The 14,016-nt window shown below is 70.3% G+C and carries 15 protein-coding genes and 3 pseudogenes; 9 read left to right on the top strand and 9 right to left on the bottom strand.

Annotated features, from left to right (window positions below; genetic code table 11):
• Nucleotides 1–39 precede the first annotated feature (39 nt).
• On the bottom strand, nt 40–648 hold the full coding sequence (locus AMK11_RS35650; protein WP_073732274.1) for a hypothetical protein: 609 nt from the start codon (nt 646–648) through the stop codon (nt 40–42).
• Between the two features lie 136 nt (nt 649–784).
• Here AMK11_RS35650 and AMK11_RS35645 point away from each other — a divergent pair, with 136 nt between their 5' ends.
• Nucleotides 785–1,876: a tyrosine-type recombinase/integrase gene (locus tag AMK11_RS35645; RefSeq protein WP_073732273.1), complete on the top strand. Its 1,092-nt coding sequence runs from the start codon at nt 785–787 to the stop codon at nt 1,874–1,876.
• An 87-nt stretch (nt 1,877–1,963) separates the two neighbouring features.
• On the opposite strand, the gene AMK11_RS35640 is transcribed toward AMK11_RS35645, so the two are convergent.
• Entirely contained in the window at nt 1,964–2,359 is a 396-nt protein-coding gene (locus AMK11_RS35640) for a VOC family protein (protein WP_073732272.1), read from the bottom strand.
• A gap of 157 nt (nt 2,360–2,516) precedes the next feature.
• Nucleotides 2,517–2,834, bottom strand: a complete 318-nt coding sequence (locus tag AMK11_RS35635; protein WP_198941544.1) for a DUF4158 domain-containing protein — start codon at nt 2,832–2,834, stop codon at nt 2,517–2,519.
• 17 nt (nt 2,835–2,851) lie between these two features.
• On the opposite strand from AMK11_RS35635, the pseudogene AMK11_RS38930 reads away from it, so the two are divergent.
• Nucleotides 2,852–3,973 (top strand): annotated as a pseudogene (locus tag AMK11_RS38930) (transposase); the annotation flags it as partial.
• 47 nt (nt 3,974–4,020) lie between these two features.
• On the opposite strand, the gene AMK11_RS35625 reads toward AMK11_RS38930, so the two are convergent.
• Together AMK11_RS35625 and AMK11_RS35620 are read right to left on the bottom strand one after the other, a co-directional pair.
• Nucleotides 4,021–4,740, bottom strand: a complete 720-nt coding sequence (locus AMK11_RS35625; protein ID WP_073732271.1) for a cation transporter — start codon at nt 4,738–4,740, stop codon at nt 4,021–4,023.
• A 2-nt stretch (nt 4,741–4,742) separates the two neighbouring features.
• Nucleotides 4,743–5,078, bottom strand: a complete 336-nt coding sequence (locus AMK11_RS35620) for an ArsR/SmtB family transcription factor (RefSeq protein ID WP_073732270.1) — start codon at nt 5,076–5,078, stop codon at nt 4,743–4,745.
• A 148-nt stretch (nt 5,079–5,226) separates the two neighbouring features.
• Between AMK11_RS35620 and AMK11_RS35615 the strand changes: the two genes are divergently transcribed.
• The 5 genes from AMK11_RS35615 (at nt 5,227) to AMK11_RS35595 (ending at nt 8,018) form a co-directional block, all read left to right on the top strand.
• Complete coding sequence (locus tag AMK11_RS35615) at nt 5,227–5,781, top strand: recombinase family protein (protein ID WP_241847164.1); 555 nt, start codon at nt 5,227–5,229, stop codon at nt 5,779–5,781.
• Nucleotides 5,782–5,826: 45 nt separating this feature from the next.
• Complete coding sequence (locus tag AMK11_RS35610) at nt 5,827–6,597, top strand: MerR family transcriptional regulator (protein ID WP_073732269.1); 771 nt, start codon at nt 5,827–5,829, stop codon at nt 6,595–6,597.
• A 48-nt stretch (nt 6,598–6,645) separates the two neighbouring features.
• On the top strand, nt 6,646–6,981 hold the full coding sequence (locus AMK11_RS35605; protein WP_073732268.1) for a YnfA family protein: 336 nt from the start codon (nt 6,646–6,648) through the stop codon (nt 6,979–6,981).
• A gap of 63 nt (nt 6,982–7,044) precedes the next feature.
• Nucleotides 7,045–7,707 (top strand): class I SAM-dependent methyltransferase, encoded by a 663-nt coding sequence (locus tag AMK11_RS35600; protein WP_073732267.1) that lies wholly within the window; start codon nt 7,045–7,047, stop codon nt 7,705–7,707.
• A complete protein-coding gene (locus AMK11_RS35595; protein ID WP_073732266.1) occupies nt 7,704–8,018 on the top strand; it encodes a sulfurtransferase TusA family protein in 315 nt (104 codons plus the stop codon). The genes AMK11_RS35600 and AMK11_RS35595 overlap by 4 nt, the downstream gene beginning before the upstream one ends.
• 497 nt (nt 8,019–8,515) lie before the next feature.
• Here the strand turns inward: AMK11_RS35595 and AMK11_RS35590 are convergent, their stop codons facing one another.
• Nucleotides 8,516–9,388, bottom strand: a complete 873-nt coding sequence (locus tag AMK11_RS35590; protein ID WP_073732265.1) for a helix-turn-helix transcriptional regulator — start codon at nt 9,386–9,388, stop codon at nt 8,516–8,518.
• Between the two features lie 103 nt (nt 9,389–9,491).
• On the opposite strand from AMK11_RS35590, the gene AMK11_RS35585 reads away from it, so the two are divergent.
• Together AMK11_RS35585 and AMK11_RS35580 are read left to right on the top strand one after the other, a co-directional pair.
• Nucleotides 9,492–11,015: an MFS transporter gene (locus tag AMK11_RS35585; protein WP_073732264.1), complete on the top strand. Its 1,524-nt coding sequence runs from the start codon at nt 9,492–9,494 to the stop codon at nt 11,013–11,015.
• A gap of 174 nt (nt 11,016–11,189) precedes the next feature.
• Nucleotides 11,190–11,657, top strand: a complete 468-nt coding sequence (locus tag AMK11_RS35580) for a YxiG-like protein (RefSeq protein WP_073732263.1) — start codon at nt 11,190–11,192, stop codon at nt 11,655–11,657.
• 261 nt (nt 11,658–11,918) lie between these two features.
• Here the strand turns inward: AMK11_RS35580 and AMK11_RS39310 are convergent.
• From AMK11_RS39310 to AMK11_RS35560, 3 genes and pseudogenes are all read right to left on the bottom strand, one after another.
• Nucleotides 11,919–12,071: pseudogene (locus AMK11_RS39310) on the bottom strand (DUF4158 domain-containing protein); the annotation flags it as partial.
• A gap of 23 nt (nt 12,072–12,094) precedes the next feature.
• Nucleotides 12,095–13,144, bottom strand: coding sequence for a hypothetical protein (locus AMK11_RS35565; protein ID WP_073732262.1), 1,050 nt, complete (start codon nt 13,142–13,144; stop codon nt 12,095–12,097).
• A 76-nt stretch (nt 13,145–13,220) separates the two neighbouring features.
• Nucleotides 13,221–13,598: pseudogene (locus AMK11_RS35560) on the bottom strand (transposase); the annotation flags it as partial.
• Between the last annotated feature and the right edge of the window lie 418 nt (nt 13,599–14,016).

The following is a 14,016-nucleotide window of genomic DNA, read 5'->3' as shown; positions in this document are numbered from 1 at the left end:
GAGCGGGGGGTTAGACGCGCAACCCCCCTTTGACCTGCCTCATCTGCCCCGCTGACGCTCGCTGCCGGCGTCGGGCCCTGCGTGGACGCCGTCCTCGTCGAGCGTGACCAGCGGTACGTCGTCGGCGGCTCCCCATCCGGGTGGTACGGCGAAGGCGGACGGCGCCTCACCATTCCAAGGGGCGGGCGGCTCCGGTGACGCGGGGGCCACTGTGTGCCCGGTGTTCAGGGCGGCGAAGGCGGAGCGGAAGACGGGGACGCTGTCACTGGCCATCTCGTAGGCGATGACCTTCTGCCAGCTCGAAATGTCCGGATCGTAGACCGGAGTGATGGGCGCGCTGACGCCCTCGGGCCACCAGCCCTCGCGCACGCCGCGCGGGACGGCCCGGGACAGGGCGACGGTCGGGCCGTTGAGTTTGCCGAGAGCGGAGCGCAGTTGGTCCGCGTCGATGTAGCCGTCGCCGTCGACGATGACCATCTCGGCGAACCGGCGGGCGCCGGCGGTCAGCGAGCGCAGATAGCGCTTGGCGCGCTCGACGGTCCAGGCGGTGTCGACGGCGGCGACAGTCAGCTCCGCGTGGTGCGCTGCGGCGAGCGCGACGAGCTTCTCGACGAAGTCCCGGTCCGCGCCCTCGATCGTGATCTTCATGTGGCCTTCTGTCAGATTCTTACCCGGTTCTGCGGAATCTACATGAAGGGGGACCGGTCTCCGCGGAGGCGACGTGTGTCCTCGCATCGGATAACCTTTCCTTATCCGACGTCAGAAGAAGACGGGGGAGCGACCGTTGAGTACCGCCACCACCGAGCACTCGTCCGAAGAGGCCGGCACAGCTCCCGTTCCGGCGGAGCGGTCCCCTCTCGTCGCACAGTGGGCGCAGCGTCACGGCGTAGAGGTCGCCCAACGCCTCGCGGACGCGGAGGACTTCGCGGACGAGGTGCGGCGGCGACTTCGACCGGCCAACACGTCGGACACGTACGCGAAGGCGTGGAAGGTCTGGACGCGGTTCTGCGGAACGCAGGGCTTCCCGGAACTGGAGTGCACGCGTGGTGCGTTGGTGGCGTTCGTCGTGTGGCTGCTGGATCGGGGCCGGGTCGACGGGACGGGCTACGCCCCGTCGTCGGCGAGCACGATCCTCGCGGGGGCGGTCGTGGAGCTGCGCCGCCGTGGCGCGGAGGTGAACCGGGACGACCAGGCGCAGGCGCGGACGACGCTGGAGGCGGCCGCCGTGGAGCTGCTGAAGGCGGGGGAGCGGCGCGGCCGGGGCCAGGCCGCCGCGGCCGAGGTCCCCGACCTGTACCGCGTGGCGAGGGCCTGCCCGGACAATCTCGCCGGGGCCCGGGACAAGGCGCTCGTCCTGACCGGCTTCCACTACGCCTCGCGTGCCCAGGACCCGGCGGGCCTCCTCGCCGGGGACGTCGCCCTCACCCCGCGCGGCCTGGTCGTGTCGGTGCTCACCGGCAAGACCAAGCACAGCGTCCGTGACGCGAAGGTCAACTACCAGCAGGACCCGGAGATTTGCCCGGTGGAGGCGTGGAAGACGTACCGGGCCCGCCTCGCCGCCGAGGCCCCGCCGCACTGGTCGGAGCCGGACGCCCCCGCGTTCGTCGGCGTCGACCGGCACGGCAACGTCACCGGCGGCATGGTCCCCGACTCCGTCACCCGGGCCGTGAAGCGGATCAGCGCCCGTGCCGGAATCTCGCTTGCCTGGACCGGCCACTCCCTGCGCATCGGTCTGGCCACGGCCGCCCGCAAGAAGGGCAAGGACGCCGTGGCGATTGCCGACCAGGGCGGATGGGCCCGGCACTCCCGCTCCATGAACGGCTACTTCCAGCGGGTGGACGGCTGGGAGGACAACGCCACCGCCGGCCTCACCTGACTGTCGTGCGGCGCCGGGCGGCGCACTCGGCTGGGGAGTGGAGCCAGGTGCGTTCCCCGGCCTGGGGGTCGCGTGCCCGCTCGCGGTCTAGGCCTGCGGTGCCAGGGTGCGCAGGACGCAGAACTCGTTGCCCTCCGGGTCTGCCATGACCACCCAGTTTCGGTCTGACCCCTGGCCCACATCCGTCTTGGTGGCGCCGAGGCCGAGTATTCTGGTCACTTCGTCCTCGGTGCTGCCGTCGATCGGGCTGACGTCGAGGTGAAGCCGGTTCTTCACGGTCTTGCCCTCGGGTACCTGGATGAAGAGCAGGGTGGGCGGCATCTGACGGGCCCGAACATCCTCGACGGTCGGCACCCAGGAGCCGATCTCGACCTTGCCCTCGCTCCGGTCGATCACCTTGAAGTCCAGGACCTCGCACCAGAAGGCCGCGAGCCTCTCCGGATCTTGGCAGTCAACGGCCAACTCAGTGAACCTACTTGTCATGAGTCTCCCCAGGTAGTGCGAACGGGGCTCAGGGTATTCGGGTGTGAGCAGTTGCGGTGCAGAAAGTGCCGCTGAGATTGATCTTGCTCGGCCGGCACACCTGCCGGGGCCTTCGCTGGGGTTCCCGGAAAGATCGTCGGGCGGGTGGTGACGCTGGTTACGGTCCGACCGTGCCGGTGGAGTTTCTGACTGAGGAGCAGGCCGAGGCGCTCAGGGCCTTGTTCTCCGGGTCGATGACCGGGGTCAGGCCGATGTTGCACGAGGAGTCGGCGATGCCGAGCTGCCCGGCCAGGTACTCCACGACCTCCCACGGCACCGCGAGCGGGTCCTCACCGAGGAAACGGCCGATGAAGCGGACCGTGCAGAGCTGCACAGCCATGCCCAGCCGGTGCGCGTCCGTACGCCGCAGCGCGATCAGATCACGGTCGTCGTCATCGAGGAAGAAGAACCGCTCCAGCTCCGGGCGCGTGGGCACCTCGGTGCACGTCCCGTACCCGCTCGCGCCTGTCCCACGTCGGCCAGAACTGCCTGCGCGCCGACACCATCGTCGCGGCGAACGCCGCGCTCATCACCGCCCAGTCCCGCGTCGGGCTGGCCCAGATGTGGGGCGGCGGGCTGCTCGCCTCCGTCGACGGCCTGCGCTTCGTCGTCCCCGTCAAGAGCACCAACACCGGGCCCTCACCCAAGTACTACGGCTACAAACGCGGCGTGACCTGGCTCAACGCCGTCAACGACCAGGTCGCGGGATCGGCGCGATGGTCGTACGCGGCATCCCGCGCGACAGCCTCTACACACTGGACACCCTGCTGAACCTCGACGGCGGGGTGAAGCCGGAGATGGTCGCGACCGACAACGCCTCGTACTCCGACATGGCCTTTGGCCTGTACAAGATGCTCGGCTTCCGCTTCGCCCCGCGCTTCCGCGACCTTCCCGATCAGAGGTTTTGGCGGGCCGACCTGCCTGACGGGGAGGTGTCGGCCGGCGGGTACGGGCCGCTGGAGGAGATCGCCCGCCACAAGGTCAACCTCAGGCGGATCGAAACGCAGTGGCCGGACATGCTCCGGGTCGCCGGATCGCTGATCACCAACCAGGTCCGGGCCTACGACTGCTGCGGATGTTCGGGCGCGAGGGCCACCCCACGCCGCTGGGCGCCGCGTTCGCCGAGTACGGGCGGATCGACAAGACCATGCACCTGCTCGCCCTGGTCGACCCGGTCGACCCGGTCGACGACATCTACCGCCGCCTGATGAACCGGCAGCTCACCGTCCAGGAGTCCCGTCACCGCCTGGCCCGCGCGATCTGCCACGGCGGCCGCGGCCAGATCCGGCAGGCGTACCGCGAGGGCCAGGAGGACCGGCTCGCCGCCCTCGGCCTGGTCCTCAACGCCGTTGTCCTGTGGAACACCCGCTACCTCGACGCGGCCGTCGCCCAGCTCCGCGCCGAGGGCCACGACGTCAAGGACGAGGACGTCGCCCGGCTCTCCCCGCTCAAGGACCGGACATCAACTTCCTGGGCCGCTACCTGTTCAACATCAAGGCCGGCGGCCCCGGCCGGGGCCTGCGTCCCCTCCGGGACCCCGACGCTGTCGAAGACACCGAGGACGAGGACGGCTGAGGGCCCCGGCGTCGAGTGATGCCGGGGCCTCCAGAAACTGCGGGCGGTCAGTTGCAGCAGTCGCAGCCCGGACGGCAGCCGCACGCGTCCGTCTCGGCACCGGCGGACGGCACCACCGCGGCGGCGGGTGCGCAACAGCCCTTGCCCTGCCAGGCGTCGCGGCCTTCCTTGACCGCGATGGCGGCGATGACCAAGGCCGCGATCGGGTCGGCCCAGGACCAGCCGAGGGTGGCGTTGAGGACCAGGCCGACCAGGAGCACGGCGGACAGGTACGTGCACAGCAGGGTCTGCTTGGAGTCGGCGACCGCCGAGGCGGAGCCGAGTTCGCGGCCGGCGCGGCGCTGGGCGGCGGACAGGAATGGCATGACCGCGAGGGAGAGGGCGGCGATGACGATGCCGGGGATCGACCGTTCCGCTTCCCCGGTGCCGGTGAGCGCGCGGACGGCGTCGACGGCGACGTACGCGGCCAGCGCGAAGAACGACACCGCGATGATCCGCAAGGTGCGCTGCTCGCGCGCCTCGCGGACGGCCTGATCCCGAGCGGAGAACTGCCAGGCGACCGCGGACGCGGAGGAGACCTCGATGACGGAGTCCAGGCCGAAGCCGATCAGGGCGGTGGAGGAGGCGAGGGTGCCGGCGGTGATGGCGACGACCGCCTCGATGACGTTGTAGGTGATCGTCGCGGCGACCAGCAGCCTTATTCGCCTGGCGAGGACGTCGCGGCGGGCCGGGGAGGGACCGAGGAATATCGATATCTCGGCGGCCATGGTCAGCAGCAGCCCTTCTCGTCGGCGTCGACGCAAGCACGGTCGGTCTCGACGGCCACCACGGCGGTGCGCAGGTTGTCCAGCGCGTGGCCGAGGCGTTCGTCGGCGAGCTCGTAGCGGGTGCGGCGGCCGTCGGGCACGGTGACGACCAGGCCGCACTCCCGCAGGCACGCCAGGTGGTTCGACAGCCGGGTCCGCGAGACGCCGAGGGTGTCGGCGAGGTCGGCGGGGTAGGCGGGGGCATCACGCAGGGCGAGCAGGATGCGGCAGCGGATCGGGTCGGCGAGCGCGCGGCCGAACCGGGCCAGCACCTCGATGTCGGAGGCAACAGTCAGCACGCCACGACAGTACACGTGATCCTGAATTCAGAGAATCATGGATCATTGCGGTCGGTCCGGATCTTCAAAGAACCTTCGTTTCTGGAGATCGCCCCGCGAGGCCGCCCAGACCCTCCCGCGCCTTCAGAAACCCGAACGGCAGCTCGACGTGCTCACCGCGGCTGGGTGCCGGAAGATCTTCGCGGACAAGAAGTCCGGCAAGAACGCGCTCCGCCCGGAGCTGAAGGCGTGCCATGCCTTCCTCGACGCCGGCGACACCCTCGTGGTCCCCTCGCTCGACCGCTATGGCCGCAGCCTCCAGGACCTCATCGACATGGTCGCCGAGCTGCGCGAGCGCGGGATCGGCTTCACCTCGCTGCACGAGAACCTGGACACCACCACCCCCGGCGGCCGGCTCGTCTTCCACGTCTTCGCCGCCCTCGCGGAGTTCGTCCGTGAACTCATCGTCATCGGCACCAACGAGGGCCTGGCCGCCGCCCGCGCCCGCGGCCGCATCGGCGGACGCCCCACCGTCGCCACCGAGGAAGTCATCCGCGCCGCACGCGGCCTGCTGCCCGGCCCCGGCCGGTCGATCACCTCGATCGCCAAGCTCCTGGGCGTCTCCCCGGGCACCCTCTACAACCACATCCCGGACCTCAAGGAACTGCGCGCGGGCACCGTGCCCCGTCAGCTCGAAGCCGACTCCCGTTGCCCCCGGACCTGACCGTCCTTGACCTTCGAGTCGAGTCGAAGGTTTACCGTCGGCAGCATGAGCACGATGCGGATCTCCCAGCTGGCCGAACGCTCCGGCGTTCCGGCCACCACGCTGCGGTTCTACGAGAACACCGGGCTGCTGCCCGCCGACCGGTCCCCGGCCGGCTACCGCCTCTACGGCGAGGACGCCGTCGAGCGCCTGGCGTTCATCGGCGCGGCCAAGCACCTCGGACTGCCGCTGGAGGAGATCTCGGAGCTGCTGGCCGTGTGGGAATCGGGCGCGTGCGCGCAGATGAAGGCCGACCTGCGGCCGCGGATCGCCGCACGGATCACGGACGCCGAGGCACGCGCCGCCGAGCTGGCGGCGTTCACCGCCACCTTGCACACGGCGCTGGACCACCTCGACGCGCTGCCCGACCGGCCCGGGCGCTGCGATCCGGAGTGCGGCTTCCTCGCCCCCGCCGCCCCCGCCCGGCCGGTCGACGTCGTCGTGCTGCCCAGCTGCCGGGCCGCCGAGCAGGACGCTGAGCGGTGGAGGAGCGCGCCGGTGTCCTGCTCCCTGGACGGGGACGGTGTGGGCGAGCGCGCCGAGCAGTGGCGGCGGCTGATCGACGGCGCCGAGCGCCAGGAGACCGGCGAGGGCCTGCGGCTCACCCTGCCCGCCGACCGGGCCGGGGCCGTCGCGGCCCTGGCCGCCGCCGAGCAGCAGTGCTGCCCGTTCTTCGACTTCCGCCTCCACCTCGACGGCCCCCTCCTGCACCTCCAGGTGCGAGCCCCCCTGGAGGGAGCCGCACTGCTGGCCGAACTCTTCGGCCCGGCCGCCTGACCGCCGCACCACCCCGCACCCCGTTCCCGCCCCTTCGAAGGACCCCCTGTGCTCGTCGCCCGTTCCGTCGCCCTGTTCGCCGTCGCCGCCCTGTTCGAGATCGGAGGAGCCTGGCTGGTCTGGCAGGGCATCCGCGAGCACAAGGGCTGGATCTGGATCGGCGCCGGCATCATCGCCCTCGGCCTCTACGGTGTCGTGGCCACCTTCCAGTCCGACGACAACTTCGGCCGCATCCTCGCCGCGTACGGAGGGATCTTCGTCGCCGGGTCGATCGCCTGGGGCATGGCCTTCGACGGCTACCGCCCCGACCGCTTCGACGTCATCGGTGCCCTGGTCTGTCTGGCCGGCATGGCGGTCATCATGTACGCCCCTCGCGGGCACTGACCGGCTGCAACCAGGGCACGTCTATAAGCTGCACCCGCGACACGAAACAGGAGGCCGAAGACCGTGGCGGACGAGCAGGAGCTGGCCGAGATCCAGCGGCGGCACTGGCAGGACACCTACACCGCCCACCCGGGGATGTACGGCGAGCAGCCCTCCGCACCGGCCGTTCACGCCGCCGGCGTCTTCCGTGCCGCCGGGGCCCGCGACGTGCTGGAGCTCGGCGCCGGGCACGGCCGCGACGCCCTGTACTTCGCCCGCGAGAACTTCACCGTCCAGGCCACCGACTTCTCCGCGACCGGCCTGGAGCAGCTCCGGGGCGCAGCCCGCACCCAGGGCACCGCCGGGCAAGTCACCACCGCGGTCCACGACGTCCGCGACCCTCTGCCCCTGCCGGACGCCTCCGTGGACGCGGTCTTCGCACACATGCTGCTGTGCATGGCCCTGTCCACCAAGGAGATCCACACGGCCGTCGCCGAGATCCGCCGCGTCCTGCGCCCCGGCGGCACGTTCGTCTACACCGTCCGCCACACCGGCGACGCCCACTACGGCACCGGCACCGCCCACGGCGACAACATCTACGAGCACGGCGGCTTCGCCGTCCACTTCTTCGACCGCGCCCTGGTCGACGCCCTCGCCGACGGCTGGACCCTCAATGAGGTCCACGCCTTCGAGGAAGGCGACCTGCCCCGCCGCCTCTGGCGTATCACCCAGACCCTGCCCCGATGACCGCCCTACCCGCACCGGACATCACCGTCGACGGCACCGGCCTGCTCTGCGTCACCCTCCTGCTGCGCTTGCGCAAGCATATCGACGGCGCCCAGCCGGGCACCGTCGTCCACGTCATCGCCACCGACCCCGCCGCACCGCTCGACCTGCCCGCCTGGTGCCACATGACCGGCCACCACTACCTCGGCCCCGTACCCGACCCGGCCGGACGACCGGTCTACGCCCTGCGGCTCACCACCGACGCCGTTCCCACACGGCCCGGCGCACCATGGCACCGAGACGACCGCGGCCGGCAGGAGTTCCGCGGGTAACCCTGACAAGATCAATCTCAGCGGCGCTCGACCTGGCATCAGATACACGAGAAGCCCCTGGTGGGAACTGGTCTGCGAAGATCACGTTCCGGAACCCAGAGGCTTCACACGTTGACCAGCCCGGCCCGCTCGCCGCGTTCCTCTTCCGGCTCCTCGGCCCGGCCCCGCGGACACCCTGGGCACGACGCTGGGCACCCAGGGCCTGACCGCCGAGGACGCGGAGCGGGCCAAGGACGCTTTCGTCACCGGGCTGCACGCGGCGATCGGCGTCGCCGCCGCGCTCACCTTCGCGCTCGGCCTCCTCGCGGTGCGCCGGCTGCCACGAGGAGCCGGACGTGGCCGCCGAGGAGCTCCCGCGCAGACGGGAACAGGCCGTTTCCTGACCCCCGGCGTACCGACGCACACCCGGCACGCCAACTCCCGTAAGACACCCGCCCCTTCCGGGCGTCTTACGGGAGTCGCCGTTCGGCGCACGGCGAACGCTCAGTACGGCCGGGTCAACTCTGCCGGAGCGGCTCCGGTTCGTCGGCCCGGCCGGCTTGCTGGGTCAGGACCCGCAGCGCATCGGACGAGGCCGGGTCGTTCGCGGTGTAGACCTCGACCCGGTGGTCGGGACTGTCGGGCTGGAGCCACACCTGGTAGTCCACATTCACGGTTCCGACGGTGGGGTGTCGCAGGTGCATGGAGCCGACGGTGCAGTCGGCGACGTCGCCGGTGGCCCACATCGTCGCGAAGTCGTCGCTGTGCATGGTGAGTTCCCCGATCAGGCCTGCGAGCCGGGCATCGGTCGGGTACCGGCCCGCGGTGAGCCGCAGATAGGCGACGTGGACGCGGGCCAGCTCGTGCCAGTTGCGATACATGGCCCGGGTGTGGGGGTCGAGGAAGAACATGCGGGGAATCGACGGACGCTGCTCCTGGTCCCGTGGCGCCTCGTAGGAGATGTGCTCGGCGAAGAGGGCGTGCCCGGTGCGGTTCCAGGCGAGCACGTCCCCGCGCCTGCCGAGGACGACCGCGGGGACGGTCTCGCCGAGCGACTTCAGGAGTGTGAGGACGCGCGGGTGCGGTTCCTCGGGAGGCGGTTGGCTCAGGCCGGGCTTCGCGGACTGTCGGGCGAGGTTGTGCAGATGGACGGTCTCCACCTGGTCGAGCCTGAGCACGCGGGCCAGCGCGTCCAGCACCTGCTCGGATGCCGTGTCGGCCTGGCCCTGCTCCAGGCGCGTGTAGTACCCCGCGCTCACTCCGGCGAGCTGGGCGAGCTCTTCACGCCTGAGGCCGGGAACGCGGCGGGAGGTGCCGTAGGTGCGCAGGCCGATCTCGGCCGGGGTGACCCGGTCGCGGCGGCTCTTCAGGAACGTTCCGAGGCTCTCCATGCGTTCGAGCGTAAGACGCGGGCCGGGTTTGTGGGTGTACCTGTCAGGTGTACCCACGGCACGGGGATGGCTGCTGTACGCACGGTGCCGGACCGTCGAGGGCATGACTCAACAGCATGCACACCCCTCGCCCGGCCTGCGGGCCTGGCTCGGGCTCGTGGTGGTCCTCGGCCCGGTCCTGCTGGTCTCGATGGACGGTTCGATCCTGTTCCTGGCGATGCCGAGCATCACCGAGGCCATCTCGCCCACCGCCGACCAGGCGTTGTGGATGCTGGACATCTATGGCTTCGCCGTCGGTTCCCTGCTGGTCGCCTTCGGTAGCGTCGGTGACCGCTACGGCCGCCTGAAGCTGCTGATGACCGGCGCGGCCGTGTTCGGTGCCGGATCCGCCGGGGCGGCGTTCGCGCCGACCCCGGAGCTTCTCATCGCCTGCCGGGCCCTCATGGGCGTGGCCGGCGCGACCCTGCTGCCCTCGGCGCTCGCGGTGCTCAGCGAACTGTTCCCCGACGCGAAGCAGCGCGCCCGTGCGATCGGCGTCTTCGCCGCCGCGTTCGCGGCCGGGTTCGCCATCGGTCCGGTCGTCGGAGGCGCGCTGCTCGGACAGTTCTGGTGGGGCTCGGTCTTCCTGGTCAACCTGCCCGTCATCGCCGTCTTCCTGGTGCTCGCGCCGGTCCTGCTGCGCGAGGTACGGGCGACCCGGACCGGCCGCGTCGACCTGCTCAGCGTCGTAGCCTCCGCCGGGGGCCTGCTGCTCACGATCTACGGCATCAAGCACCTGGCCGCAGACGGCTTCACGGTCCTGCCGGCCGTGACCGGGCTGCTCGGCCTTGCGACGCTGACGTTCTTCGCGCTCCGCCAGCGGCATCTCGAGCACCCGCTGATCGACTTCTCCCTGTTCCGTGACCGCACCTTCACGATCGCGATCATCACCGGGCTGCTGCCGCTGGCGGCATGGTCGGCGGCGGCCTACCTGTCCGGCATCTACCTCCAGTCCGTCCTGGACCTGAGCGTCCTGCATGCGGCACTGCTCGCGCTCCCCGGAGCGGCGGCCCTCACCATCACCTGCATCGTCACCCCCGCCTTCGTCGACCGTATCGGCAAGAAGAGCGCGCTCATCATCTGCCACTTCACCATCGCCGGCGGCCTGCTTCTGCTCCTGCCCACCACCATCACCGGTGGCATCGGCTGGTACGTCGCCTCGACCATGATCGCTGGAGTCGGCTACGGCATCTCCTTCAGCGTGGTCGCCGACACCGCCGTCGGCGCGGTCCCCGCGGAGCGTGCGGGTTCGGCCGGCGCGATCGCGGAGACCAGCAACGAGATCGGCAACGCCCTCGGCATCGCGATCCTCGGGTCGCTCGCCGCCCTGATTTTCCGCCTCCAGGGGCCGGACCTCGCTCCCACCCTGGACGAGACCCGCCACCTGCCGGACCTCCTGCCTGCGGCGCTTCAGGACGCGAAGAGCGCCTTCGTCACCGGCCTGCACGCCGCCGTCGTGGTGGCCGCTCTGCTGCATGCCGCGCTCGGGGCCGCCACCCCGCGCTGGCTCTCCAAGCCGACGGCCGACGACCCCGGTGGGAGCAGCTCCGACGAGCCCGAGCAGCAGCAACTGGCGGGTAAGGCCTGAACCGGCCGGTGCGGCCCTACCCGCGGATCCGCCCGCCTCACCTCAACCGGTGAGGCGGGCGGATCCGAGCCCGCGAACGCCGGGAGGACTTGCCCGGGCGATCTCTGAGCCGATGCCTGCCTACGCACTGAATCTCGCTGTCGAAGGACTTGCCACGTGAGGTAGAAGGGTGGCATGGACACCGCCGAACTTCAGCGGACGCTGAACGAACACATCGAAGCCGTTGTCGTGCACCACGGATACACCACCTACATGCGTGACTACGAGGTCATCGTCAACGTGTGGAACGGCCCCCAAAGCCCGTCGACCTACCTGCGGTATCTCTTCCGGTACTGCGTCGAGGCCCGATGTGAGACGTTCCTGTCCACTGACACCTGGCGGGATTCCTTGGACGACCAGCTACTCGACCACGAAACCGCTGACCCTGACCTCGGCGGTTATGTCTGGGGGGCGAAGTACCACGAGCTGTACGGTGCCGAGCTTCGTCTCGAGTCGGAGGCTGCCCTCCGCTGGTCGAAGGCTGTCGGGATCGACTTCCATGAGGTGCACGTTGAGACCAACGCTCACGATCTGACCTTGCTCTTCTCAGACCTTGAGGTGAGCGAGGTCCCGGTCGGATACGCACCCTTCGTCGCGGACTGAGCGCCAGAATTCGTGGCACCCCGTGACGAGCGTGGGTCCGGTGTCGGTGTGCCACTGACGATCACCGATCACGCCTGGGCTGTGGTCTTCTGCTTGAGGCGTTCGTAGGGTGTCTGGCCGCCGAGGCCGCCGAGGGGGCGATGGTAGTTGTAGTAGTCCTCCCACTCGCGGAGTTTGTCGTTGAAAATTCGGCGTCGTCGATGACGACGCCGTCGAGGAGCCGGTGGAACCCCTCGGCGTCGATGCGGCGGGAGCGTTCGACTCGCCGTTCAAGCGCGGTGTGCGGTGCCCGACCACCGGCCACGGCGCGGCGAGCGGGTCCTCCAGGAACAGGCCGACGTACCGCACCGTGCACATCTGGAGCACGAACCCGAGCTGGTGATGCTTCGTCCGCCGCAGGGCGATCAGGTCCTGGCCACGTCGACTTCCGCAAGGGCTTACTGGACCAGTTCGATGTGCGGGTGGTCCGGGGAGGCCGGGCAGACGTGGAGCTGGAGGTTGTAGCCGCCGCCGATGTCGATCAGCGTGAAGTTGCCGTCCCGCGCTCCCAGGGGAGGCGGGGCCGGGCTCGTCGGTTCCTCCTCGGCGACCCAGGTTCCGCTGCCGGCGTCCCATTCCGAGGAAGCGATGGTGAGAAGCGGCACCTCGTCCGTGCCGCACTCGGGGCAGGGGCGGTCCACGGGGTCGCTGAGGCCCCAGCAGGTCCAGCCGCCGGTCTTCCAGCCCGGTGCGTGGCAGAGGTTGTTCAAGTACAGCTCTCCCGGGTCGTACGCGTAATTGCTGTACAGCACGGGGTCGATCGACGCCCATCGGCTCATGTCCTCCACCTGGGCACGCAACTCCTCCGGCAGCTCTGAGGGATTGGGGTATTCAGTGACCTGTTCCGGTGAGAACAGGCATGGCTCCGGGAGGTACCACTGGGACTGGATGACCGGCGGCTCGGGCGGTGCGTCGAGGACGTCGGTGACAGTGGCGGAGGAGCGCCAGAAGAGTGCGGTCGTGGGGTGGGCGCGTTCGGCATGGTCGAAGGGGCACCACAGGACCTGGAGGAGGTCCGCGTCGGGCGGGCACGGGAAGGCGATGTCACGGGCGTAGAGCTGAGCGACGGGGAGCAGGGGGACCGGGCCGTCGAACCACGGGCGGCCCACCTTGATCCGCTCCCAGTTCTCCCGTTCCTCGGGGGTGACCTCGGGCGCATCGGGGTCGAGCCGCAGCCGCTCCTCCGCGGCGGCGAGATCGCGGCGCAGCAGCCGGACGTCGTCCGGGGAGTGGACCGTCTGCGACGCGTGCCGGTCGTGCGGCTCGTCGCAGTGCGGCCACGGCTCGCCGGCGGGCCACAGGAGCGGCCCGCCGACGGAACTGTCGTGCACAGTGGGCGACCCCGGCCGCGGGTGCAGCCGCGTGCCCGTCCGCACCAGCGGAGCCAGTTGAGGGAAGAGTGCGGCGATGTCGAACGGCCGCGGTGGAGTGGTAAAGATGGCGCTCATAGCTGTGATGCTGGCACCAGCGACTGACAATGGGTGTACCGATCCCCGTCAGCTGCCACCAGATACGTTCCCCGAGTCAGCAGGCGGACCAGAGGAAGATGCCGGCGATATGTAGTCCGGCCAGGTAGATGGTTGCGGTCTTCTCGTAGCGCGTGGCGATGCCTCGCCATTGCTTCAAGCGGTTGATGCACCGTTCGATGGTGTTGCGTTGTTTGTAGATCTCTCGGCCGAAGGCCGGTGGCCTGCCGCCCTGGCTGCCGCGACGCAGCCGATGACGTTGCTGGTCCGCAGGGATGGCGATCACCGCTCGGATGCCGCGCTTGCGTAGGTGCTCGCGAATCGCACGGGAGGAGTACGCCTTATCCGCCAGGACCACGTTCGGCCTGGTGCGGGGTCGCCCACGGCGTCGGGGAACGCGTAGCCGGGCCATGACGTCGGTGAACGCGGGTGCGTCGCCGGACCCGGACGCACGCCTCCTCCCTGGGGTCCCATCGGGGGCGTGTCGCCCCGGCGAGTGGCCCGCGTACGTCAGCCAAGGTGCATCGACCGCCTCTTTGCCCTTAACGGTTGTGTGCTGTGACGGGGCATGACGCTAGCAAGCGGGCGGTGACCGGTTCCGCTCGCGAAACCCGTCCCTGCCACCACGGGCGGCGGCCGGTCGCAGCGCGATCCGCGGTGAACCGGCCGTCGGGAAGTTTTCGCAGCCACCCGCGATCGAAGAGTCTGACCAGCTTCCCGCGCAGCGGTTCCGGCTTGGCCCGCACGCTGACATCGGTTCCCAGCATGTCACCGACCTGCCGGGCCATGACCGGTCCGGCGGCCTGCCGCACGGCGGCGAGAACGCGCCGGTAGTCCGGCGGGAGTCGGCCTCG

Origin of the sequence: Streptomyces sp. CB02414 (assembly GCF_001905385.1) — a bacterium.
Classification (GTDB): domain Bacteria; phylum Actinomycetota; class Actinomycetes; order Streptomycetales; family Streptomycetaceae; genus Streptomyces.
The sequence above is the reverse complement of the archived record's forward strand: the minus strand, read 5'-3'. Positions and strand labels throughout refer to the sequence as shown.